Consider the following 24,686-nt stretch of genomic DNA (forward strand, 5'->3'; position numbering starts at 1 on the left):
AGAGTTCAGTTACCAAATCGTTCGAGAAACGATGAAAGGAAAAGAACTGCTAAAAGTGGTAACTAAAACGGTGTTTTCTCTTTCATTATCAATGTTTTGCATCACTCAAAGTTCCTCTAAGAAGTGTAATTTTGCAAGCAAAAAAACAATGGAAAAAGAAAAAATCAAGCTGCTTTTCTACCTCAAGAGAGGTACGCAGGACAAAAACGGGAAAAGTCCCGTTATGGGACGCATCAGTATCGGTCGCTCAATGGTTCAGTTCAGTTGCAAATGCGCCTGTACACCCAATCTATGGGACAGTCGTAAACAAAGACTTGTGGGCAAGAGTGCCGAAGCCGTATCAGTAAACAGCGAACTTGACCGACTGCAAGTAAGCGTCCATCAAGTTTACGAATCGCTTTTGGACAAGTTGAACAACACTGTTACGGCAGAGCAGATAAGGGAACTTGTATTCGGGTTAAACAGCAAGTCGCAGGGACTGCTTCATCATACGGACGAGTATATCAACCGCTTCCGTGATCGGGTGGGCATAGACCGCAGTGAAAGAAGACTGAAATGTCTGCTGCTTTTCCGTAAGCATCTGGCAAAATTTCTCAGACATCGCTACCATGTGGACGATATTCCCGTGCAAAAAGCCGATACTGCCCTTATCAAAGACTTGGAGGAGTATTTTGCCAAAGAAAAGGGTTTTAAACTCAACACCTCAGCTGGTTATCTTACAATGTTGGCATCCCTACTCAAGGACCTGCACAAACGGCACATCATAGACATCTATCCTTTCATCGCTCACTCTATCCGTTGGGACGTGGGTACACCCCGATACATCACAAGGGAGGAAGTAAACAAAATAGCGGCATTAAGCGATAACGAACTGCAAGGCTACGAGCAGGTATCAAGGGATATGTTTCTCTTTTCGTGCTATACCGGTCTTTCCTATACGGATGTGTACCACCTCACGGCAGAGCATATCATCCACGAGTCCGATATGGATTGGATACGCAAGCCGAGAGTGAAGACGGGCAACCTATGCCACATTCCGTTATTGCCCGAAGCGTCCGCCATCATCGAGCGGTACAGGGGTATCCATACAAGGGCGTTCCGTCACGAACCGCCCAAAGGGTATCTTCTGCCCATACCAGGCTGCGACACTGTAAATATCCATCTCAAGAAGATAGCTCGGCTTTGTGGTATCACAAAGACACTGACCTTCCACATGGCTCGCCACACCTTTGCTTCGCAGATGACGCTTTCAGAAGGCGTGTCTATCGAAAGCGTATCGAAAATGCTCGGACACAGCCAAATAAAGACCACACAGGTGTATGCAGAGACTTCTCCAGAGCGTGTCTTTCGGGATGTGGAGAGGATTATTCCTCTCATCGCACAATATCGTTTAATCAACTAAAAGTCCAAGAACAATGAAAAGTACATTTTCAATTCTATTCTATATAGACAGAAGCAAAACAAGCGAAAGGAATGAATGCATTATACGCTGCCGTATCACCTGCAATGGTGCGTCTGCTTCATTCTCAACAGGATTGCACACCTCTCCCGATGATTGGCAATCAAAGATAGGACGCATAAAAGTGGCAGCTAACAGAGCGAATGATGTCAATCATCAACTGGACTCAATAGATAAACGACTTCACGCACTCTATGAACTCACGTTAAGGGAAGAGAACTACATCACGGCAGAATACCTTAAGGAGCAGTTCCTGCATCAAGGAAAACCTACCCCATCACTCATAGAGCTTTACCAAGCTGTCTGCGAAAGCAAGGAGGCATTGCAGGGCAAGACGATAGAAAAGGCTACCGTCAGGGCTTTCAGGGACAGTAGGAAGAATTTTGCACTTTTTCTAAAAACAAGGGAAAATGGGGACTGTCTTCCCAAAGAGGCAGACAAAGACCTCATAGAACATTACCGCCTATTTATGCTACGGGACTTGGGAAACAAGGAAAGCACTGTTTCCAATCGTCTGCGCCACCTGCATCAAGTCATCCGAAAAGCACTGCAAGAGCGATATATCCGTAAAGACCCTTTTGAGCAGATAGACATTGAAACGCCCACCTACGAGCGCAATGCCCTCACTTCTGACGATTTACACAAACTTCTCTCATATCGCCCACACCGCTCGGTGGACAACCATTGCAGACTCATCTTCCTCTTGGGCTGTTTCACGGGGCTGGCATTCTCAGACTTGAAGAAACTCCGAATGGACGATGTTTATACATTCGGGGATGGGTGTAGGTACATATCGCTCTGTCGCACAAAGACACAGAACAGGAGCATTGTTCCTTTATTGCCCATTGCCGAAGAGATACTCACCATTGTCAGCGACGGACGAAAGGAGGGTTTGCTCTTTCGTGAGTTCCCCACGAATAGCCATTTCAACCGCAAGATAAGGGACATTATCATCAAGGCAGGACTCCCACCTCATACCGAAGCCACCTCGCATACGGCACGGCACACCTTTGCCACGACCATCTGTTTGGAGAACGGTTTGCCGATAGAAACCGTCAGTAAGATGCTCGGACACCGTTTCATTTCCACCACCGAACTTTACGCAAAGGTCAGCAAGAGTAAAATTGCCCGTGAAATGCAGCCACTCATGGGTAGCAAAACCACAAGGGAACTGCGAAAGGCCCTGCGTGTCTGTCCGCCAAGAAAGCCAAGCGGAGGACAAGTAACTTGTCCTTTGACTGCAAAGCAACCATCATTGAACATCAACGCTAAATAAAATTAAAAATGAAAGAGAACAAAAAGCTGGAACTTTCTTACTTTCGATTGAAATTAAGAAGTTACATGAGTGAGCATCACCCTGAGAAGTTGCAAGATGCGGAGTTTATCACCGCACGGGCAGATATGGCTCTCACAGCTTACTGCGATGCCGTGGCGCAAGGTTTTAAGTACCCCGAAGCGGAGAGCATGGCAAGCGAGGTTTTGTATTATGGCTTGCATTTTTCCAAGTATGACACGCTTGTATCTGTATTGGAAAACGAGTTTGAAAGGGAACTGCCTGCATCGCTTCCTGAAAGACTCGCAACCATCTTGTTGTCGAATAAGGCTATTCAAGCCACATTCGACAAGTTCGGTTTGACGGACACATTTGCTTCTGACGAGCAATACGACCGTCTTTACACCGAACTCACAGGCACAATAGTGCTGCTCACCAAGAGCAATCATCTGCCAATAATCGGTCAGACGGAGGGGTAAGCCCAAAAGCGTTGTAGGCAAAGGCGCACGCAAAGTCCCTGATGCCGTTTCTTATCGTGCAAAGGTACAACGGCAGCCAATCTGCCCTGACAAGGTCAAGTCCTGCGGATGGAGAGAAGAATCTCCACCGCAGGATTTTTCTTTTCAAGTTGGTATTGCCATTTTCAATATTCGTGCGGTCGTATTCATCTCTCCCAACCTTGCAGAGCAGGGCTGCCGTAAGAGAGTATAGGCACGACAAGAATACGGCATACTCAGGCTCTTTGGACGCAAGGCGTAACAGCCAACAATAGATAGGACTGACGATAATACGGACTATCTGTTGTTTGTACAATTTATTGTCATGACTATCTGTTGTCATGACTATCTGTTGTCATGACTATCTGTTGTCAAAACTATTTGTTGTCAAAACTATTTGTTGTCAAAACTATCTGTTGTCAAAACTATTTGTTGTCAAAACTATCTGTTGTCAAAACTATATATCGTCAAAACTATATATCGTCAAAATAATCTATCGATAAAACTATCTATCGACACTTCGACATCTCGATTTGTCGAACTATCGAATTATCGATAAAACAACAAAATAATAAAAGGAAAGAGCCGGCACCTCATCTCATTACCGCAATAACACAGATGGATCTCCTTTGGTCTTTTCTCTTGTTTTCTCTCTATTTCCCTGCTTATCCTCATTTCTTGCAGCGGTGCTTCCGAAGGTTTACTTTTGCACTCGATAAGTACGGCAATGGACTGCATAACAGTTTGTTTGCCGAGTAACAATAAAGTAATCAAAACAAAATCAAGGCAATGAAACTCATTATTATCGACCGCAAAGCGTGGGAGCGGCACTGCTCCGAATTTGCAGACTTTATCCACAGTATTGAACAGCTTATCGGCAATCCGCCCGAAACGGACGAATGGCTCGACAATGAAGCCGTATGCCACAGGCTCGGCATCAGCAAACGCACCCTGCAATCCTATCGCGACACGGGTAAAATACCCTTCTCCATCATTGGGCATAAATGCTATTATAAGGAGAGCGACATCGCAGAGTTACTGAATGCAAACAATGAATGAAATCAAACACAGAACGAACTATGGAAGAGAATGAAATCATTACACAGCAAGACCCTCAAATGCAGATGTTTGCACAGTTGATGGAGGGTACTTTGAAGAAACTGGAGCGTTATTGTTCTACAGCCCGTCCGATGTTAGGCGGAGAGGTTTACCTCACTGGCGAGGAGGTTTGCAGCCAATTACGGCTCAGCACACGTACGCTCCAAGAGTACAGAAACTTAGGAACACTTCCTTTCTACAAAATCGGAGGGAAGATACTTTACAAACAGAGCGACATACAGACAATGCTTGAAAGGCATTATAATCCAATACCGCAAACGGGTAAGTTATGAGTTAAGTTAAGAAATCAGTCGCGACTTAAGTCAAATGGTCAGTTGTGACTTTGGTCAAGAAATTAGTTTCGACCTAAGTTAAAATTAACTTTAGTCAAAAATATGTCAGCTCATAAAGTCAGTAAGTCAAGAAATTAGTCTAAACTTATCTCTTGATTTACTTCTTGAACTTTGAACTCTTGTCTATCAAAAGCACCCCAGAAAAGTTACTTTATGGAATATAACAAACTATCTCTTTCTTTATACTGGCAAGGTGTGTCTTTGTACCACAAATTGCCATTTGTACCACAAAGACCCTTGCCCCAATTGGGGGATTAAATCACTCCAAAGTCGTGATTAAAAAGCAATGAAAAAGCAGAAACAAAAGAAGCCAGACGGCAGATGTGCCACCTGCCCACGATGGGACAGATGGCACATCAGGACATCTAATTCCGAAGACCAGCAGAAACTTATCAGACTCTACCGCAAGTCGGGAGCAAAGACAAAGAGCGACTTTGTCCGAGCAAGGCTTCTTGGTGAATCTTTTAAGGTCATCACCCAAGACCCTGCAAAAGAACCTTACTTGGAGAAACTCTCCGAAATCGTTGCTATGACTCATAAGATAGGCGTGCTATACAACGAAGCCGTGAAAGCCCTCAATACTTATCATTCTGTTGCCACTGCTCAACGATTGCTCAGCAAACTCGAAACCTATTCCCAACTTCTTATTAGACTGCAACAACAAGCAGTACAACTGACAAAATCCCTTGAGAGTAAACAAGAATGAATGCTGATAAATCATAATGCCCAACGTTAGTATAGTGCTGTGATTGCCCAATCCCTCTTTGGTCAGTTGGGTGATTTTGGAATCGGTGTCAGGAAGATAGGCATTGTAGATGTACTCGGTAATAAAACGCTTGTGGCAATGTTTGCATTGGTAGCGGTGTCTGTCATTGCAATTCTTCCCACTTTTGACGATAGACTCAGATTGACAATAGCGACATACAAACTTAACTCCCAATCTGGAGCATAAAGTTTCAAAACTATCCTGTTGCTTCATTTGCTTATGCTATAATTGCGAAAATAATGCGAAGGCAAAGCGCTAATTCCTGCCTTCGCATTTTTAATTTATCAGATAGTCCTGATAATCAAGCCCCTATTTTCACAACTCCCAATCTGAAGCATTACCAATCACTATCATTAAGAAAAGAAAAACTGAACCAGTTATATTGAAAAGTACCATTAATAATTGGGACGGTAATACTAATTGCTTTATCTTGATAGATAATTATTTTAGGAATTTCTTGCCAATTATGTTTTTCTAATCGATACGCTTTTCCGCATACGTAATATATGGGAATATTTTCGTCGTTAACTCTTGAAGTAAACAACCAAGTCAGAGGACAATCATATAAGGATTGTTCAAGACTCCTGTCTATTTCTTGTATTTCGTTTCGGGATGGTATCAACTCATATCCTCTAGTTTTATCATCTGAAATAAATTTGTAATAGATAATTGAGTGAGTACTGGTGGTAAAAACATCACAATGATTCGTGATTAAGTTAATTTTTAATCTTTCACAGTCGATGAGATATAATTTGTCCTGGACAAGAATAACAAAACAAGATTCAATGGCATACGATATAGGAATCGCCCCCTCTATCTCCATACCATTTAGCTTAATTTTCTTTTCAAAAAGAATATTCATTTTCTTTCCCATAATTGTTAATAGCATCTCTTCTGCTTCGTAATCTATTCGACTCACCATTAAATAATCCCTATTCCGACTTTGAGCTAGGTTCACAATGGGTAAATTCTGCTTTGAATGCCAATAAATATATTTTGCATTTTGAGGAACATGCCAAAGTATAATATTCCTACCTTTTGCATATATCAGTGCAGAGTCCGAGATCTTTAAGCAATTCGAGGTCATGGTTGAATCGATACAATAACTGTGGTTGCGGTAATTCCTTATATCCAGTCTTTGCAGTTTCCTTTCAATCGCTTCCGTATCATCGCTATTTTGACAATAAACCAAATATTTACCTATTGTACAAACAAAATCTCCGTGAATGCACAAAGTATCCTTATTCTGTGAATAAATAGGTAATCCTATATAGCAATACAATATAATTATGCTTAAAAAACATGCCCTATATTTTTTCATCGCTTTTGAGTTGCAATATGAATATGATTATTATGCCCAGAGATCCTCTTAGTTTTCCCCTCTTTTTCTTGTATATTAGGTCCAAAATTCTCTCTTAAGATAGGATTCTCTCTAATTGCACGTTGAAAAGCATCAACTTTTTCATGTGATTTAGGATTTTTAACTGAGATTCCATTTACCATGTCAATGTCTATAGCTCTTCCTCCATTTGATGCATAATGATTGCTTGTAGGGGAATGTTTCCCAGTTGTAGTTGTAGAAACATCAATAGAAGTAATTCCTGCGCCAGAAATATTAGCATCGTTTATCCCTTTAATTAATAAACTAACAGCATCTTTTGACAATGCATAATCACCATAACCCCCAGTTGGACTCTTATACTTAAAAGTTACACTAACTTTAGTTCCATCATCTGTTATAAAACTCTTAGGTATATATTGCCCACCTTCTACATTAAACCTACCACTTGCATCGGATACTTTTATAATCTTATCCTGCTGATAATCGTATCTCATTCCAGATTGATATATACTATATGTTTCACCTATATTTCTATACTCCTGACCATCGTATGTTATAGAGTTAGCATTCCCTTCCTGCCAGAAAATAGCAGCAGTTTCATCATTTCTATACCAATCTGTACCAGTTGGATCAATATACTTGACAGGATTATTATTTGTGTAGCAATATCCTGTTAAATTCGGATATTTCTCCGTTAGCGGATCAACCCCCAGCCACATAGAATTTTGGGGATTCATATATCTTGCACCATAGTAGTACATACCTGTTTCCTCGTCAAACTCTTTAGCGTTGAAGAGGTACGGCGTGTTCCACGTATTGTTGCGCTCTTCGATGAACACTTCGCCGAACGGTACATACTCGATATGCTGTGATACTTCGCCGTCCAAGTTGGTGATGTAACTACTGCTACCCAAATGGTCGGGATGGTAGTAGAACTGCATCTTCTCATAATTATCCTTATCGTGGAAATTATCGTTTACAGCTCTTGTGCGTGCCATCGCACGGGCTTGTGCCGCCTCCGGCGTACCATCGTTGCAACAGAAACCCTGACCGTTCACGTAGTCGTCATTGTCCTCACCATTGTATGGCAAGTCAAACGTCTTGTAGTTATCCTTAATGGATTGCAGTTGCTTTGCATACTTGTCCTTGTAGTTAATGGTCAAGCCATCGGCTTCATTGCCTGCATACGGTATTCGCCTTGGGTCTGCGCCATAAGAAGCGAGGTCGCCAAGCTTGCTGACAATTCTCTGGCTACCTACATAAATGTGCTTCGTATATTTGCCACCTTGCCCTGCCACGAGGTATGGGCTGACATAGAGCGAGAAGCGTGCCGTACCGGTGTTGCCACCCGAGAACTCGGAGTTCACATAGATGGCTTCATTCTCGCCACTGCTCTTCACCGTGCGCTCACCATCGGCATCATACCAATAGTTGCTCACAAAGCCGTTTTCATCAGCTGCCAAGAGTCTGTTCTCCTCGTCCCAACGGTACTTCTGCTCACTTGCCTTTTCATCCTCCTTGCCGTCTTTCTTCACACGAGAGGTGTTGATATAGACGAGGTTTCCGTTGAGGTCGTAAGTGTATTTGTGTCCGTTGTTGATATTGGTGCTGTCCGTCGGAGTCTCCTCCGTTCGGTAGTTGATATCACGAACATTGTCAAGCTGGAACTTCTTACCCTCTGCCTTTTGATAAGTATAGGTGAGGTCATAGCCTGTGTTGAGCGTGCCGTCGAACTGCACACCTGTCTGTGAGAGGTGTTGCTTCTTACTCGTGATACGATGCATATTGTCGTAGCCCATAGATAAGGTATAAGAAGCGGATTTATTGTCTGTTCCCTTATAAGTTCCCGCTGCGCTTGCCAAACGATACAGTGGGTCATAAGTATAACTATGGCTCATCTGTCCGCCTGCCTTACCACTCTGTGGGAGTGGAGCATTGTTCTTAATACCGAGCACGTTGCTCACTGCGTCGTAGCTGTAGGCATTGTCCATGATAGTACCTACCTTAGCATTCACTACGAGGTTCTGCAACCTGCGTCGTTGCGGGTCATAGCTGTAGAAGGTTTCCGCTCCATTGCAATACTTCAGGTAGGTGCGCTGCTCGAACTTGTCATAACCAATCTTGTTCACATAATCGTAGCCATAGGACTTGTAGCCACGCACATGGTCTACCTGCCCACCGAGGTTGTAACCGTAGGTTACTTTCTCCTCATCGGGGTAAATCATTTCCAATAGGCGATTATGGCTGTCATACTTCCACTGTGTTACGTAGGTTGCCACTGCCTGATTAGGCACAATCAGCGTGCGCACGGTCTTGGTAACCTCACCCATTTTACCATAGTAATACTCGATAGCGCCACTGCCGTCCTCACGGAGCATCAGTCTGCCGATACGGTTGTGAGAAGAGTTGATACCACCGTAATGGTACTTCACGTTATTTTCCGGATGGTCGGGATAGTTGATAGCCGTCAGACGACCGTAGTCGTACTCGTAATTGATGGTCTTGCCCTCCTTTTTGAGATTGGCTGTCTGCTTGGTGAGCACATTGCCCAAAGCATCGTAGGTAAAGGTGGTGATACCGCTTGCAGGGTGGTTTACCTCAGTGCGACGGTCGCCCATATCATAGACGGATGTCGTTACGTTGCCCTCGGTGTCTGTTACCTTGACCAATCGGTCAATGCCATCATATTCGAAGGAGGTGGTAATGATACCATCGGGTCCGCTGAGTTGCTCGGTCTTCACGGTCTTGCCACTACCATCGGTATAGGTTGCCTGACGATTACCCAACGCATCAGTTACAGTCGTTACGAGTGCATTGCTACCTGCGTCCGTAGAGTATTCCGTCTTGGTCTCAGCATTGTCCGGAAGTGTTACTTTCATGGCACGGTCAAGCACGTCATAAACCGTTACGGTTGGCGACACGTTGTCAAAAGCCTTGTTGAAAGTTGTCTTGTTTCCCACAGCTTCGGTTACAGGGTAGTAAGCCTTAGCCACACGACCGAAAGCGTCATAGACGTTGCGTCCGCTGACAATCATCACGATCTCGTCTTTCGGAGCACTACCCTTGGCAGCTGTCGTTACCACACCGTCTTTCTTCACCTGAACGGGACGCCCGAAGCCGTCCACGAAGGTGACGGTCTCCAAATCGTTACTTGGGTGCTGTATGTCGTAATGCTTGGTCACTGCGTACGCAGGTGCAGTGATGCCATTGGTGCCGAAAGTAGCCTTAGGCTGATAGTCAAAGGCAATGATGTAAGGCACACCTGTTGCCAACTCATTAGGACCACGCACAGCTTTCACACGTCCGAGGTTATCTATATCCGTTTCATAATAGAAGTGGTTGAGATCCATACGGCGGAGTGCCATACCATAGCGGTAGTCGAAGTTGGCTGCCTCGCTACGGTAGCCAAAGGCATCGTCTATGCGCTCCACATACATATTCATCACCGGCTCATAGCGGTAGGTGTACCACATGCGCTGTCCCTTGCTGTTAGCAGGAAGCGTGGTCTTGATGATGTTGCCGTAAGTATCATAAGTATAGTCAGAGACAGCTTCACCGCTTCCGAGTTGTTGTTTAATCTGCGTAATATGGTCGGCATAGTTCAAATCGTAAGTCGCAGAAACTTGATGATAAATCTTACCATCACCGCCCGTTACGGTTACGTTGGTAGGTAGCCCGAAGATATGTTTGTTATCATTGTGAGCATATTGTATTGCGGTTTGGTAGTCGAACTTACCCGAACCGTCAGCACCCAACTTACCCTTATCACTGAACTTGTAGGACTTCAGTTCTCCGTGATAGCTAGTGAGGTAATACTCATTCCAAGCCTCAGAGGTGGTGATGCCGGTTGCCTGTCCCTCATACTGCTTATTGGCGGTATAGCGTAGCGGCACGAAAGCGGAAGCACGGTCGCTACAGAGTTTCTTCTGTTTGTTGAAAGTATATCTGTCACCGCTGGCAGTGATATAATAGCCGTCATATTCATTGCGTGTCTCGGTGTACTTGTTGCCTTTGGCATCCTCTACAGACGCTCCAAGCTCATTGCCCTGTGCATAGTAGGTGGACACATCGTAGAGCTGCACAGCCTGACGATAGACTGCGGTTTCTCCCTGTTCGGTGTCGATATTCTTGGTTACGACCTTTCCAAAACCGAGGAACTCACGTTCGTGGCGATCCTTCTGTCCATCGGAGTAGGCGAAGACGGTCTTCATCAGCGGACCGTCATCATGGATACCGTCATCGACTGTGACCGAAGACATCACCCACTTACCGCCGGGAAGTCCGTAAGTTGGCGTGGTATGTTCGTAGTCGAGCGTAAAGGTGCCGCCGAGCGAGTTGGTCACGCTCCTAAGCATGTTCGTCCTGCCGATGGCGGAGCGAGTAACCTTTAGTTCGCTTTCTTTATCGGACTCAACGATGTCCAAATACCCGTCGCCGTCAACGTCCTGCAGGGAGTAGGTCGTGCGGTTGATGGAGTGTCCCGTGCTTGTGCCGGGATTCAGACAAATCTTGACAACCGGCGTAGGCATGGGGGTGAAAATTGTATAGGTAAATGCACCATTAACCGATTCTGCTGTAGATATGTTTTCACTCAACAACGAGGTTCCTTTCCAAAGAATGCCATCAGTAAATCCGTCTCCTTTGTTCAAGGCGACAAAGACCTTGTCGTCTGTCATCCAGACCTTGTCGGGCAAGCCATCGGAGTTGATATCAATCAAATCATATTCTTCTACACCTCGAGAGGTTACCAAACCGACTCCTCCACTAACGCTCCCCGAAGCTTTTACTATACTTTTCTTATCTTCTGTAATATGTTTTTTTGTAAAAATCGTATCACCGGCGCCTATACTCATGTTGTAAGAGTTTGTCTTTCCGCCCTGTATGCGATCTATGTCCCATGCTATAGGATCAGCAAACGAATAACCAAGGTTTAATCGAACTCTCCTATCTGTCAGAATTTTATCGGGGAGTCCATCTCCATTGATATCCATGAATGTTTCTACAGCGTCTTCTGTATTCTCAGGAATGTTACCAGATATGGATATTTTGGCAAGGAAAGATGTACGCAGGTTATTGAGAGCTTTTTTGAGCCCAGTATTCATTTGCGTACCAGTAGAACCGCCTTTGTAGGGTGTCATCATATCCAAGAGTGCTACACCGGAAGCGACAGGTTTTCCGCCTGCTCCCCATGCTTTGGAACTATGCGTTCCAGTGGTTTTACCCATACCACCATATTTCTCTCCACTGAGACCGCCTTGAGTGTTGGTATATTGAATAGTACCGCCTGCGATAATGTCTGGATAACCGTCGCCATTCATATCCGTCATGGTAACATCTGTTGTTGATGTTCCTCCTGCTTCATTGTAGGTAATTCCCATACTACCTCCTTGTTTGACTGTACTTTTGCTGGTTGATACCAGTGTCACTGCAGTAGCTCCTGTTCCTTGCAAACAATCTCCTGTAAGTGCTGCTGTTTCTGTACTACCTTCTAAAGGATTTGTCAATATGACTTGCTGTTCACCCAACCGAGCAGTTCCCATCGCATCTGCCGTCAGATAAATGAATTCATTTTGACCAATCCAGCGTGCAAAGGTCATTTGATCTGTTCCAATGGGGGTAAATGGCATGGTTAATGGATTTATCTTGGCATCCTTGCTATCGGGGAGCTTCAACAGTGATTCATCAATAGGTTTGCCATACCTACCTTCGGAAGCATTATAAACAAAGCCACCCCAACCACGATACATTGTGCCGAAGCCTTTGTTCTCTGTCTGAGCATAGAAGCCTGCCAGTACCGTTCCTATGCCACTGACAGTAGCTGCAGAAGTTACTATCTGACCTGAGATGTTACCTGAATAAGAGTAATCTATCCATATCTTGCCTGCACTGACACCAGGGACTGTCAGCGGGTCTCCTAAAAGATTACCACCACTGAAAGTGTAAGTCTTTTTACCCAGCAGTTTGTCTACAGTCTTGACTGTCATCGTCACCATTCCGTTTGCCGTTGGTGGTAGCATCGTGATACTCGGAGTAACTGTCAGGGTTGAAACATTGGAAGCAAGTACTACAGGCTTACCTTCACTGACCATGTCAGCAAAGAGAACATAATGGGCTGCCCCTGCCGTGCGCTGCCTGCTTCCATCCTTGCCTATGGTCTCTATTTGTGGTGTCCACTTTATTTTCGACCAGTCCACATTAGAAGAAGAACTGATTTCAAAGTTCAGATTTGTCAAGCCATCAGGGTTAGGGATTGTTTGTTGGATTTCTCCGTTAAATGCTTCTTTCCATGCAAAGGTACGGGTATAGATTACCTTACGCTGATATGTCGGATTCTTGTTTCCTATACTATCTGTTTCACTGTTTGAAGCAATGATTTTAAGCGTAACGTCATCCGTGGTGACGGGTTTGGTGAACTTGCCTGACAGGTTCAAAGAAGTGCTCTCCGCCACATTGGTCAGTGTATTGGCATCATAAATGGCACCCTCCTGAGGTTGATAAACAGTGGTAGATAATCCGCCAGGGAGTGTTTCTGCCGCACCTGTATAGGTAATGACAGGCGCCCATTTCACGTTATCAAAAGCACCGTTGCTTGTTTCCTCTGTACCAGACTGAACACGGAAGTAAATGCGGTCGCCTTTCTTGACAGTGATATTCTGTGTCGTAGCATTATAAGCCGTTCCATCTCCTTTGGTAATTTTCTTGTTCCAGAGTTCCGTACTACCTTTCTGAATGGCTACGCGCACACCATCAGCATGAGCATACTCATCGGTATCGTATTCGCCTGTTGGAGTAATCAAACTAACTGTACCCGAGATGCTGATGATTCCATCTTTAGGTGCCTGCCATACACGTACCATATCTTCCATAGGAGAGGATTTAATCAGTTCTTCCTGCTCTGCAGGGTCTATCTTGATGACAGAGGCATCTATCTTACCACTGTAGATAATCGGACTCGGCGTATCAGCACTGCTGAGGGTGAAAACAGGAATGGCTTTACCTTGCTTGTCGAACTCAATATGGTTGAAATACACTTTTTTGTTGAAAACCAAGTCTACGAGGCCATCGCCATTGATGTCTGAAAGGTATTCCGTTGTCTTGGTTTTGGTCGAAGAGAAATCAACACCTACTTCTGCCGTGAATAACTGATAACCAACAGTGGCTTTTGCCCCTCCATTATGGGTTGAACTTGTTATCTTGGAGAAACCAGAGACTCCTACAATACGCACATCTTCTCCATATAGTACTTCACTATTTTGCGAAGTCGGTATTTGGGGACGATAATAAAGTGCGCCACCTTTTCTAAAGACCTTATCAGGAAGCCCATCACCATTAATATCCACCAATGTAGAGACTCCATTGCTCTTATCCAAAGAATACCCATAAGATGCGCCTATGGTATTTCCTTTCCATTTATCTCCATCCATCGGACCGATACCGGCATAAAATGATCCACTAAGGGAGAAACTCGTTGTTCCACCAAGGGCACTGGGTTTGTCAGAAAAAGCTTTGCTGACAAATTGTAATGGATTCAAGAAGCCTGCACCTAAATGGTCGTTGTGCGTATTCCATGTTTCCTGTTTTTCCTTAAAAGGCACATACCCCTTGGCAGCCTGTACATCATCATAATAGTCAAAATTCTGATAAGACACTTCTGCACCTTTGTCGTCGAGCTGCTTCACACCCGTAAGCACATCTTTGTTGAACGCACCCTCGCCATAGGTAAAGGCATAACTGCGGAGCGTACTTCCTTGGAAGTTCACCGTTAGCTTCTCTAACAAACGATTCGATGAGGTTAGGAAGCCATATCTTGCATTGTTGTTTTTGAGTCGTTTCTGTTTACTGCCTTCTAAGACAACCACTGTGTGGGGTGCTTGTCCGCTATTACCAGCACGTACTTCCTTAAGATAAATGGCTTTTGCCACAAGTCCACCACGAACAGGTTCGTCGGCTGTCTCATAGACGTATTCGATATAATCACCGTGTGTTTCTTCCACACGTTTGAGCTTCCATTCGGTAATCACCTCACGGCTTTGACCGCTTGCATCGGTGATGGTACCTTTGAGAACGGCACCTTCTCCACCATAAATATATTTGATTCCTTGTTTGTCGGTTACTTCCCAAGTATAGTCGGTAGGAGAATTACCCTTTCGGATAATACGGCTGAAGTCTCCTCCCTGCCGAGTGTAGAACTGTCTGTCCGCTTTTCGGTTCATCTTCTCACCACGGTGAGCCACACCCATCTTGCCGTCGTCACCCATCGTGGAAAGCATAGAACCCGACATCAAATAAGTCTCGGTTTCTTTACTTGTATCGTATCTTGGAACACCCCAGCGAGTATCCAACGTAATAGAAGGAACAGAGAGATTCCAACCCTCTCCAAGCCATCCACTACCGCCTTCACTACTGTACTGTATGCCCAAAGAAGGAGCCATACCATTGCGGGCAGGTGGCATCTCGAAGCCATACTGTAGATTAGCTGAGCCGCGGTTGTTAGCCGTAGGAGGAGTAATAAGATTGATTTTTGATGTCGGATCCGCTGCCTTGATGTCATTCATCATCGTCGGGGTAAATCCATCGGTCTGTGGTGATTCGGGTGCTTTGATGACACCGTTAATCATATCTGTAAAGTGCGTGGTGCGTGACACGACGCAGGTCTCCTTCTTATCCACCCTGACTCTTTCCAGTGCCACCCAGTGCTTGGTATTCTTGTCGAAGTAATAGGTATTGATGTCGTCTTCTGTAAAACCGCTCGGGATTCGCGTGCGGTCGTATTTTATCTTCACCGTCGCACCCTTGCCCTCGAAGTGGTTGCCGTGGGGCAGAAAGCGGTAACCGTCTCCCTTGGCGGTGACGTTGGTCATGCCGTAGTCAAGGGCAGGAATGTCCGTCTCGCGGAGTGTCGTGACGGAGTATCTGCCGTTCCTTGCGATGTCCGCAGCCTTCACGGAAAGGACGTTGCCGCCGATGGCGATGCTGTCCGCCCTGTGTGCGAGGAACTGCTTCTCCGCCTTTCCACCGACGGACACGAGGGCACGGGCATAGTCCGCCCTGCCTCCTTGTATGGGTGTTATTTTCCTACTGATGTTCCTGCCATCAATGACTGCCGTGAGCTTGAGCTGTCTGCCCGTCGATGGCACGATGCCCTCGAATTCTCCGTCATGGACGGTGATGGTTGTGCCGTTCACTGAGATACGGCTTGCCTTCCCTCGTACGAAGCCGTAGAGGTAGGTCTGACCGTCATAGGCTATGGGGGCGGAGGAAAGGATTATTTCTTCCTGCTTATTGGTATTAGTCTTTGTCTTAGCATCCGCTACGGTTTCGATATGTACGTTCCTGACCGAATAGGCGTAGGAAGCATCCGTCGGAATGGTGAAGAGGACGGTGTTCCTGCCGTCCTTCAGCCACTCGGGGCTTATTTCCTCCCTGACGGTCTTCCAGTCCTTGGAAAGAACCGTAAGGTAGCCGCCGACAGCCGTGCGATCGTTGATGCTCCTGCTGATGCCCTGACCAGAACTTACGCCCTTGAGGTCATAGACCAGCCATGCGCGCATATTTGGAGAGACTTTCTCGACTGTTATCTCGAAGATGTTGTCCTCGGGGTTGTCCGAAACCCGTCCGTCGGGCTGTCCTATGATGCCCGAGGCATGGTCTGCCGTGTAGGCGGTCGCCATAACGGAAGAAGTTGCTGCTGCTGTCGTCTTTGACTTATCCTCCTTCCTTGCCGTCCGTGATATTCCCTGCGTAGCTTTTTCTGCGTTATGGACGTTCTTCGTGAATGTCTCGGTCTGTGCTGCCATGGATTGTGATATACTCGTGCCGTTGTTTTCACGTGCACTGTCCTGTCCCTTGTATATATGCGTCGCAGCGATGGCTGCGGTGATGGCTGTCAGTAATGCCGCCGATATGAGGTAATGCTTTGTCTTCATAGCCGTTGGGGTTTAGTAGGTTGCCATTATCTTCTTTGTGAATTCCTCTTCTAAGGTGAGCGCTTTAACGACGTACACGCCCGTCTGCGGTACGGTGAAGTCGGCACGCTTTATGGTGCCTCCCGCCATGTCCGTCCGGCTCAGCAGCCTTCCCGATGTATCATAGACGAGCAGTTCGGCATCGGTCTCCTTGGCAAGTCTCAGCTCGGCACTGAACGCCATACCGGTCCCGTCCTTCCTTGTCACGGTGAGGGCAGAATGGGCTTGCCTCTCGATGGAGGAGGTGTTTTCTGCCGACCTTGCCTGTGCCTTGGGCACGTTCGGGCTGCACTCGCTGCCGATAATTACCGCCATGCTGTCCTCGACAGCCTTCCTCGTCTCGTAGGCCACGCCCCTCGAAACGCTCGTCAGGGCGAAGTCTCCACCGTCGATGCTCAGCCCGTCGATGGTCGAGAGTCCCTTGTTGAAGCCCATGCCGAAGAGCCAGCCGAGACCAGCTTTCTTGGCCGCACGGTGGACAACGATGCCGTTTACCGTATAGCTTACCGTGTCGGGGGTGAAGATGATGCCGAGTGCGTCACCTCCATTCAGGGTGACGGCAGCACCCATGGGTTTACCCTCGACCACGACTTGTGCCGTGGCATTCTTCACGTCGAAGCCGTGGAGGATGTTCTTTCCCAGTCCGAGCGTGGTGCAGAGTCCCGCCCTGTAGTCGGAGGTGAGCGAGGGAATAGTCCATGTGACCTCTCCCTGCTTTCGGCGACCGACCGCATGGGCATACTCGACGCCTCCCGTGCTCTCCGCCGTGATGTCGATGCCCGCGTTCTGCTTAATGAGCAGACTGTAGTTTCCCGGGAGCAGGTTCTTCACCGTGTATGTCTTCGTGGTGAAGTTTCCCCGTGAAGCTACGGCACCTTTCTCCATATTCTCCACGGAGTCCGCCAGCAGGCTGTATGAAAAACTCGGCAGGCCGACCACCATGCTGATGTCAAGGCTGCCGTCCTTTCTCGGCTTTCCGCCCGTGCAGCTCGCGTTGTGCGGTGTCAGCCGTGCCAAAATGCCGTCGAAGCAGGCGAAGGTGAACGTGTCAGATCCACTGCCGTCGGTGTCCATGAAGATGTTGTCGAAGACGAGTTTTTCACGGCTCGCGTCCTTGCGCGAGCATCTGATGATGATGTTTTCATGTATGTCGGTCTTGTCGCCCGCACCTCTGTCTATGAGCATGAAGACGTTGCGGTAGTCCGTGCCTGCGAACTTGTTGCCTTTGGCGAGGACTCCATATCCGAGCTCGACCATGTTGCCGCTGTCTCCGAATCCATTTCTGCGCAGTCTTGGGATATTTAATGCAGTCTCGCCGCCTGTCGTCTCGAAAATCATGCAGGCTGCCCTTGCCGTGCTTTCAACGGGTATGGTTATCTGCAGCTCCTTGCTGCCCCTGCCGTCGATGAGTAAGGTTACGCTGTTTCCTTTTCTGCGTACGATGAAACTCTTTCCGCCCGTATTGCCTGTTAAGACACGATTCTGTATTGTTCCGTCCTCTACGATTCGGATCTCACCCCGTGCGCTGACGTTGAAGCCGTATGCGCACTTCGTGCCCGATGCCTCGGTGAAGCCCACGTTGTAGGCGGGATGGAGTCTCGGGTTGGTGTACTCCATCGTACCGTTTCCCGTGTCGAGCGGGGAACTGACGATGTATGCGCCCTCCTTGGGCTCATTCTGCGACACTGCATCCATAAAACCGTCGGAGGTGACGGTGATGCCGTTCTGCGTCCAGATGTCCTTCCTGTACTCGGTGGAGTCGATGTTCGTCCTGACGAGCCACCTGCGGTTCATGACGTGCCACGGTGTTTTTCCTTCCGTCTCGACGGTGGTCGTGGCGGCATTGTCGTCGCCCCATATCATAAAGCTGCCGTCGGGCATGGGAGAGCCATCCTCGCGTCCCATGACGAGAAGGCGTTGGCTCGTCGGCAGGCCGTATGGGTCTGCGTCTCTGAAGCTGTCGTATGTCTTTTCAGTAGAGTATCTTGGTGCTTCCTCGTAGCTCGTCGTGGAGAGAGGCTGGAAGAGGTCGCCCGCGTCGTCACGCCCGATGCCCGTCACCCTGTGGTGGTAGGCGGCGCTTTCGTCCCTGTCCCATGAAAGGTTGCCAGTCCCCGTATAGTATGAGCCGTTGAGCGTGATGCCGTATCTGATGGCGAGATAGGTCTCCACCTGCCTGCGCTCCAGCGGCGTGAGCGTCCTGCCGTATGCGATGAGCTCGGGCGTGTAGCCATTGAGCGCACCGCCCCCGAACAGGGACTTGTCAAAGGCTGTCGAGAAATTGACGTCTCCGTCCCTGTATGTTCCCGTGGTGATGGTCGCACGTCTGCCTTCTCCCCACACGGAATGCACGGGGGCGTATGCCCTGATGTATGAGACGATGCGGGGACTCGTGGACTTGAATTCCTCTGCGGTCTGCCTCTCGCTCCCCGAATAAAGAAGGTCCTCGCCGGCCGTGCTTCCGTAGTTGAGCGGTTCTATGCCCTGCTGCCCGACCGCCTTGTCCCTGCTCACGAGGCTTCCCGCACCCTTGCGTCCGCTGACGGCATATAGCACCTCGTCCTTGTTATAGGCGGTGGTCGTCGGGGCAAACACCCCGATGACGGTCATCTGCGCGAGGTTGGAGTATTTCAGTAGACTCTCCTTCGGCTGATTCCCCTCGGAGAAGTTCAGGGCGGGGTTGAAGTTGAAAGTCCGTATCCATGTGTGCCGCTGCGTGAACTCACCACCGTAGGCTGCGCCCTTGGCATCGTAGAGGTTGGTTCTAACGGAGTCGCCCGAGAAGTCGCGCCAATGATAGTACCCCTGCAGATCCGTCGTCAGGGGGACGGTCTTCAGCCATGCCTCCGCACCGCTGACCTGACCGGGTGACTGCGCACGGGACTGCACGGGAATGAATAAGGCTGTAACTATTAGAAATGCTGTTTCGTGTAAATGTCGTCCCATAAGTTAATACTGTCTATGTTCTTTTTCAGTCTGATAAGATACCCGCAATAAAAACGGTAAAGAGAGAAAATCCGTAAAATAAAAGTGGGATGGATTGTATCGTGTGTGCGAAAATTGATTAATGCAAAGCCTTTTCGTAGAGTCCTGCATATCTCCCTTGACTGCCGAAAGTGGCGTTCTTTATGTCAAGGGGGCTGAAATTGGTAAAATCAACGTTGTCTTCATAAGCATGAACGTTTAAGTTGTTTTTTCCTAAACGCAAATATAGGTTATTCTTCTTTAATTTGCAAGGAATTGCACAGAAAAATTTTATTTTTAACACGCAAAAGGATGATGAAGACAATAAAAAGGAAGTTTTTAACAGCAAATTCACGATGAGATGGGCTTTGGGCATAAAACGGCAATTCAAGTGCGGAAAAATGAAACGGACTGATGAAAGTGTGGATTTCTCTTGTTTTCATCGAAAATAAAGACTACCTTTGCAACGTTAGATAAGTGGTCTTTGAGGCATTGCAGAATAAAGAGAGGAAAAGAAACACGCTCGTTTCCAAATCGTTCACCTTTTATTATTCTATATTATGTTTTCCTTTTGTAATCAGCCGATTACATTCGCTCCTATTACTTTTATAATGAAATCACGGACTACCGCACGGCGGAGGATGTGGGCGTTGACCGTCCTGCCAAGAACGAGATACTGCACCATATACCGCCCACGCCGGAACAGGAGGACTTCATACAGAAACTGATGCAGTTCGCCAAGACGGGCGATGCCACCTTGTTGGGCAGGCTGCCGCTTTCGGAAACGGAAGAAAAGGCGAAGATGCTCATCGCCACGGACTATGCCCGGAAAATGGCACTCGACATGCGCATGATAGACCCGAATTACGAAGATCATCCCGACAACAAAGCGAGTCACTGTGCCAAGATGATCGCGGAGTATTATCAAAAATACGACGCCCAGAAAGGCACGCAGTTCGTTTTCTCTGATTTGGGGACATACCAGCCGGGCGACGGGTGGAACGTCTATTCGGAAATCAAGCGCAAACTGACGGAGGACTACGGTATACCGCCAAGCGAGGTGCGCTTCATTCAGGAGTGCAAGACCGACAAGGCGCGGAAGGCGGTGATAGACGCCATGAACGCCGGGACGGTGCGTGTGCTGTTCGGCTCTACCTCTATGCTCGGAACGGGTGTGAACGCCCAGAAACGGTGTGTGGCTATCCATCATCTCGATACGCCGTGGGTGCGACATGAAGTCGCATAGATAATTGTTGGAATGATACTTTAAGTATCAGCTTTAACCCGCTGTTCCGTCAGCGGTAGCCTACCGACCGATGCACCTTAATGTTGTATTAAGCGGTCGGGACAAAGTACACTTTCGCAAGACAAGACAGAACCGTGAGGGGAAATTAAGTATGGTTAGTATCATACCGTAGAGTGGCGAGGCTGGATAGTATGGTTAGCATAAGCGAACTGTTAGTAAACTTCGTAATGTCGTAAAAGAGTGCAAGATACTGATACACTCTACCCAAAATGGGATGCGGTCAGATAATCCTCTCCATGGTAGGATTACACGGATGTAAAGACCGTCGGAGGATGAGACAGAACCTAACCTATCCGTTAGTTATCTATGTGGAACATGGTAAGCCTGTACATCTCCTGTCAGACAAAAGACAGGTAAGCTGAAAGTAATGGATGCTGAATGATGTGCAGGTATAAGATAACAGAGAAAGCGAATGCCGTTCTGTAATGGGACGGATAGGGTTTGAGCCACTTATCACGAGTTGACAAGGGACAACATCAACCTACCACGAAAGTGGGCAGACTTCTGTGGTAATGTTTGGGAGGCAAATACCCAACATTAGCCAAATGGTAATTCTTTACAATAAACTTTTAGAACTTTTTTAAAGTAGGAATGCAAATGAACGATAAAATCAAAGAAAATCTCCTCGACCAATCGTGTGCGCCGACTGACAACCTGCAATCAAATTGGGACAGAATAGACTGGACTAAGGCGGAGCAAGCTGTTAAGAAGCTTCAAGCTCGTATTGTAAAGGCTCAGAAGGAAGGCAGACATAACAAGGTGAAAGCCTTGCAATGGACGCTTACCCACTCTTTTTACGCAAAAGCCTTAGCCGTAAAGAGGGTTACTTCTAACGGGGGTGGTTGTACTCCTGGGGTTGACAAAGAAATATGGGATACCCCTAAAGCTAAAACGCAAGCAATAACCCAACTCAAACGCAGAGGCTACCAGCCAATGCCGCTGAGAAGAGTTCATATCAAGAAGAGCAACGGCAAACTGCGACCGTTGGGAATACCGACAATGAAAGACAGAGCCATGCAAGCACTCTATCTTATGGCATTGGAGCCTGTATCAGAAACTACAGCTGATACTCGTTCATACGGTTTCCGCAAGGAACGCTGCTGTATGGATGCAGTACAGCAATGTCATAACATTCTCCGAAAGGGATATTCTCCCGAATGGATTTTGGAGGGTGACATAAAAGGGTGTTTTGACCATATCAGCCATGAGTGGTTACTTGCCAATATCCCAATGGATAAGGCAATACTCCGAAAATGGTTGAAATGTGGCTATGTTTTCAACAAGCAAATGTTCCCGACCGAGGAAGGAACACCGCAAGGTGGTATAATTTCTCCGACACTTGCCAATATGACTTTGGACGGATTGCAGAAAGCTCTTGCAGATAGATATAAGCGCCATCATGTTAATGGTAAGTTGTATTCACCAATGGTGAACCTTGTACGTTATGCGGATGATTTTATCATCACTTGCGAGAACAAGGAAACTCTTGAAAATGAAATCAAGCCATTGGTTGCTGAATTTATGTCTGAAAGAGGTCTGACCTTATCAGAGGAAAAGACGGTGATAACCAACGTGCATGACGGTTTTGATTTTCTTGGCTTTAATATCCGCAAATACGGCAAGGACATATTGACCAAGCCGACAAAGAAATCCGAGAAACGCTTTATGGAGAATATCCGTAAGGTAATTAAGGAGAACAAGGGTTGCAGACAGGAGTCGTTAATCAGAATGTTGAACTCTAAAATCCGAGGATGGGGAGGTTATTATCAGCATGGAGCGACACGTGATTCATTTCACAGAATCGACCATCAGATATTCCTCTCACTATGGCAATGGGCAAAACGCCGTCATTCCAAGAAAGGGAAACGGTGGATAAAAGACCGATATTGGCATGACATTCGAGGGAACAAATGGACTTTCGCTTCAAAATTCAAGAAACCAAACGGAAAGGAAGACCAATTGACATTATTGTCTCTGACTTCATCGTTTCCATTCCTGCAATACACGCAGATTAAAGGAGACATGAACCCGTTTGATGCAGACTGTCGTCTGTACTTCTATAAAAGAAAGAAGTCGAAAATGCTTGTTACGCTAAAAGGACGCAAGTCACTGCTGTACCTATGGGAAAAGCAAGGACGCAAATGTCCTATATGCGGTGAGCCTATTGATACGCACAAGGCATGGAATGTCATGCCAACCGTTCAAAACGGAAAGAAATGCAATCTGTTGGTTCATGATGAATGTTTTAAATTATCCCGCAAATCAAATGGAAACAAGAAGTAGTTTGAGCCGGTCTCTGCATACAAACAGAGGCTTAGAAAAGCTTGAGCCGTATGAGGGGAAACTCTCATGTACGGTTCTTAGGGGGGAAGAGGGCAGCAATGCCCTTGACCTACCCGATCGACCGTCCGACTTGCAACAGCGTGACGGACGCGGAGTTAGGGCAGGTAATGAGATTGCCAAACATTTCGCCGGGAACAACGTGGATGTAATCATCTACGCGGTGGAGAAGTCACTGGACAGCTACAAGTTCAACCTCCTGCACTGCAAGCAGACTTTCATAAGCCAGCTCAAAAGCGGTGCGATGGGTGCGCGTACCATCGACGAGGGGGCAATGGACGAAAAATCGGGCATGAATTTCTCGGAATACATGGCGTTGCTCTCCGGCAATACCGACCTGTTGGACAAGGCGAAACTGGAAAAGCGGATCGCATCGCTCGAAGGGGAACGCAAGTCGTTCAACAAGGGCAAGCGTGATTCGGAGTTCAAGCTGGAGTCAAAGACCGGCGAGTTGCGCAACAACACGGCTTTCATAGATGCCATGACGGAGGACTGGAACCGCTTCCTGTCGGTGGTGCAGACCGACAAGGAGGGCAACCGCCTTAATATAATAAAGGTGGACGGAGTGGATTCCGCCGATGAGAAGGTCATCGGAAAGCGTTTGCAGGAGATAGCCAAGAATGCCACGACCGGAGGGTTGTACACGCAGGTCGGTGAACTTTACGGTTTTCCGATAAAGGTGGTGAGCGAAAGGATACTCAAAGAGGGATTGGAGTTCACCGACAACCGCTTCGTGGTCGAGGGGAACTACAAGTACACCTACAACAACGGGCATCTGGCGATGGCTGACCCGTTGGCCGCCGCCCGCAACTTCCTCAACGCGATGGAGAGGATACCCTCCATCATCGACCAGTACAAGGCGAAGAACGAGGTGCTGGAGATGGAGATACCGCAGTTACAGGAGATAGCGGGTAAGGTGTGGAAGAAGGAGGACGAGCTGAAGCAGTTGAAGTCCGAACTTGCCGCCCTTGACCGAAAAATTCAGCTGGAGCTTGCGCCACCCACGCCCGAAGTCGCAGAAAAGGAGAATGAAGGGCAACAGCTCAAGCCGGAAGCGGAAGATGTGAGGAACAGGCAGGCGCAATATCCCGAAAATGCACCGCCGCAGATACGCAGTCCGGCGGATAGTATCGTTGCCAACCATGTCATAATCGGGCGTCCGGGACTGTATGCCAAGGAGGAAACCCGGTCCAAAGGATTGAAAATATAACCTAAGGAATTTTATCTGAAGTATTAATAAGGGCTATCCCAAAAGGTCTAAAAGTAAATTTTATCCTTTCTGCAAGTATCTATAGGATGGCAACTGCATTTTTTTCTTTTTGG

Annotated in this window: 11 protein-coding genes and 3 pseudogenes; 9 read left to right on the top strand and 5 right to left on the bottom strand. The window is 47.1% G+C overall.

Annotation, left to right across the window (positions count from 1 at the left end; genetic code table 11):
• The first annotated feature begins 148 nt into the window (after positions 1 to 148).
• The 3 genes from NQ518_RS08520 to NQ518_RS08530 are packed head-to-tail and all read left to right on the top strand — an operon-like array spanning position 149 to position 3,211.
• Entirely contained in the window at positions 149 to 1,402 is a 1,254-nt protein-coding gene (locus NQ518_RS08520) for a site-specific integrase (RefSeq protein WP_227962259.1), read from the top strand.
• Positions 1,403 to 1,415: 13 nt separating this feature from the next.
• Complete coding sequence (locus tag NQ518_RS08525) at positions 1,416 to 2,735, top strand: site-specific integrase (RefSeq protein WP_227962258.1); 1,320 nt, start codon at positions 1,416 to 1,418, stop codon at positions 2,733 to 2,735.
• 8 nt (positions 2,736 to 2,743) lie between these two features.
• On the top strand, positions 2,744 to 3,211 hold the full coding sequence (locus NQ518_RS08530) for a DUF1896 domain-containing protein (protein WP_227962257.1): 468 nt from the start codon (positions 2,744 to 2,746) through the stop codon (positions 3,209 to 3,211).
• Here the strand turns inward: NQ518_RS08530 and NQ518_RS08535 are convergent.
• The gene (locus tag NQ518_RS08535) at positions 3,165 to 3,572 is read right to left on the bottom strand and encodes a hypothetical protein (protein WP_227962256.1); all 408 of its coding nucleotides are present in this window, start codon (positions 3,570 to 3,572) and stop codon (positions 3,165 to 3,167) included. The genes NQ518_RS08530 and NQ518_RS08535 overlap by 47 nt on opposite strands.
• Before the next feature lie 446 nt (positions 3,573 to 4,018).
• Between NQ518_RS08535 and NQ518_RS08540 the strand changes: the two genes are divergently transcribed.
• The 3 genes from NQ518_RS08540 (at position 4,019) to NQ518_RS08550 (ending at position 5,386) form a co-directional block, all read left to right on the top strand.
• Positions 4,019 to 4,288, top strand: a complete 270-nt coding sequence (locus tag NQ518_RS08540) for a helix-turn-helix domain-containing protein (protein ID WP_227962254.1) — start codon at positions 4,019 to 4,021, stop codon at positions 4,286 to 4,288.
• 20 nt (positions 4,289 to 4,308) lie between these two features.
• Positions 4,309 to 4,620, top strand: coding sequence for a helix-turn-helix domain-containing protein (locus NQ518_RS08545; RefSeq protein WP_227962399.1), 312 nt, complete (start codon positions 4,309 to 4,311; stop codon positions 4,618 to 4,620).
• Between the two features lie 346 nt (positions 4,621 to 4,966).
• A complete protein-coding gene (locus tag NQ518_RS08550) occupies positions 4,967 to 5,386 on the top strand; it encodes a plasmid mobilization protein (RefSeq protein ID WP_147785496.1) in 420 nt (139 codons plus the stop codon).
• A gap of 165 nt (positions 5,387 to 5,551) precedes the next feature.
• Here the strand turns inward: NQ518_RS08550 and NQ518_RS13635 are convergent.
• The 4 genes and pseudogenes from NQ518_RS13635 to NQ518_RS08565 all read right to left on the bottom strand — a co-directional run.
• Positions 5,552 to 5,659 (bottom strand): annotated as a pseudogene (locus NQ518_RS13635) (hypothetical protein); the annotation flags it as partial.
• 124 nt (positions 5,660 to 5,783) lie between these two features.
• Positions 5,784 to 6,767, bottom strand: a complete 984-nt coding sequence (locus NQ518_RS08555) for a hypothetical protein (RefSeq protein ID WP_004350363.1) — start codon at positions 6,765 to 6,767, stop codon at positions 5,784 to 5,786.
• Entirely contained in the window at positions 6,764 to 16,714 is a 9,951-nt protein-coding gene (locus NQ518_RS08560; RefSeq protein WP_227962253.1) for a SpvB/TcaC N-terminal domain-containing protein, read from the bottom strand. Before NQ518_RS08560 ends, NQ518_RS08555 begins: the two co-directional genes overlap by 4 nt.
• A gap of 12 nt (positions 16,715 to 16,726) precedes the next feature.
• Entirely contained in the window at positions 16,727 to 19,699 is a 2,973-nt protein-coding gene (locus NQ518_RS08565) for a T9SS C-terminal target domain-containing protein (protein ID WP_227962252.1), read from the bottom strand.
• Positions 19,700 to 20,321: 622 nt separating this feature from the next.
• Between NQ518_RS08565 and NQ518_RS08570 the strand changes: the two are divergent.
• From NQ518_RS08570 to NQ518_RS08580, 3 genes and pseudogenes are all read left to right on the top strand, one after another.
• Positions 20,322 to 20,942: pseudogene (locus NQ518_RS08570) on the top strand (DNA methylase); the annotation flags it as partial.
• Between the two features lie 678 nt (positions 20,943 to 21,620).
• Positions 21,621 to 23,306: a group II intron reverse transcriptase/maturase gene (ltrA, locus tag NQ518_RS08575; protein WP_153113795.1), complete on the top strand. Its 1,686-nt coding sequence runs from the start codon at positions 21,621 to 21,623 to the stop codon at positions 23,304 to 23,306.
• Positions 23,307 to 23,409: 103 nt separating this feature from the next.
• Positions 23,410 to 24,573: pseudogene (locus tag NQ518_RS08580) on the top strand (DNA methylase); the annotation flags it as partial.
• Positions 24,574 to 24,686: the final 113 nt, after the last annotated feature.

This window comes from Hoylesella buccalis ATCC 35310, from assembly GCF_025151385.1.
GTDB lineage: Bacteria > Bacteroidota > Bacteroidia > Bacteroidales > Bacteroidaceae > Prevotella > Prevotella buccalis.

What these genes read in the sequence shown, in the direction of transcription:
- NQ518_RS08555 (WP_004350363.1), bottom strand. Translation starts at nt 6,767, where the DNA reads ATGAAAAAATATAGGGCATGTTTTTTAAGCATAATTATATTGTATTGC.
- NQ518_RS08560 (WP_227962253.1), bottom strand. Translation starts at nt 16,714, where the DNA reads ATGAAGACAAAGCATTACCTCATATCGGCGGCATTACTGACAGCCATC.
- NQ518_RS08520 (WP_227962259.1), top strand. Translation starts at nt 149, where the DNA reads ATGGAAAAAGAAAAAATCAAGCTGCTTTTCTACCTCAAGAGAGGTACG.
- NQ518_RS08540 (WP_227962254.1), top strand. Translation starts at nt 4,019, where the DNA reads ATGAAACTCATTATTATCGACCGCAAAGCGTGGGAGCGGCACTGCTCC.
- NQ518_RS08550 (WP_147785496.1), top strand. Translation starts at nt 4,967, where the DNA reads ATGAAAAAGCAGAAACAAAAGAAGCCAGACGGCAGATGTGCCACCTGC.
- ltrA (WP_153113795.1), top strand. Translation starts at nt 21,621, where the DNA reads ATGAACGATAAAATCAAAGAAAATCTCCTCGACCAATCGTGTGCGCCG.
- NQ518_RS08530 (WP_227962257.1), top strand. Translation starts at nt 2,744, where the DNA reads ATGAAAGAGAACAAAAAGCTGGAACTTTCTTACTTTCGATTGAAATTA.
- NQ518_RS08545 (WP_227962399.1), top strand. Translation starts at nt 4,309, where the DNA reads ATGGAAGAGAATGAAATCATTACACAGCAAGACCCTCAAATGCAGATG.
- NQ518_RS08525 (WP_227962258.1), top strand. Translation starts at nt 1,416, where the DNA reads ATGAAAAGTACATTTTCAATTCTATTCTATATAGACAGAAGCAAAACA.
- NQ518_RS08565 (WP_227962252.1), bottom strand. Translation starts at nt 19,699, where the DNA reads ATGGGACGACATTTACACGAAACAGCATTTCTAATAGTTACAGCCTTA.
- NQ518_RS08535 (WP_227962256.1), bottom strand. Translation starts at nt 3,572, where the DNA reads ATGACAACAGATAGTCATGACAATAAATTGTACAAACAACAGATAGTC.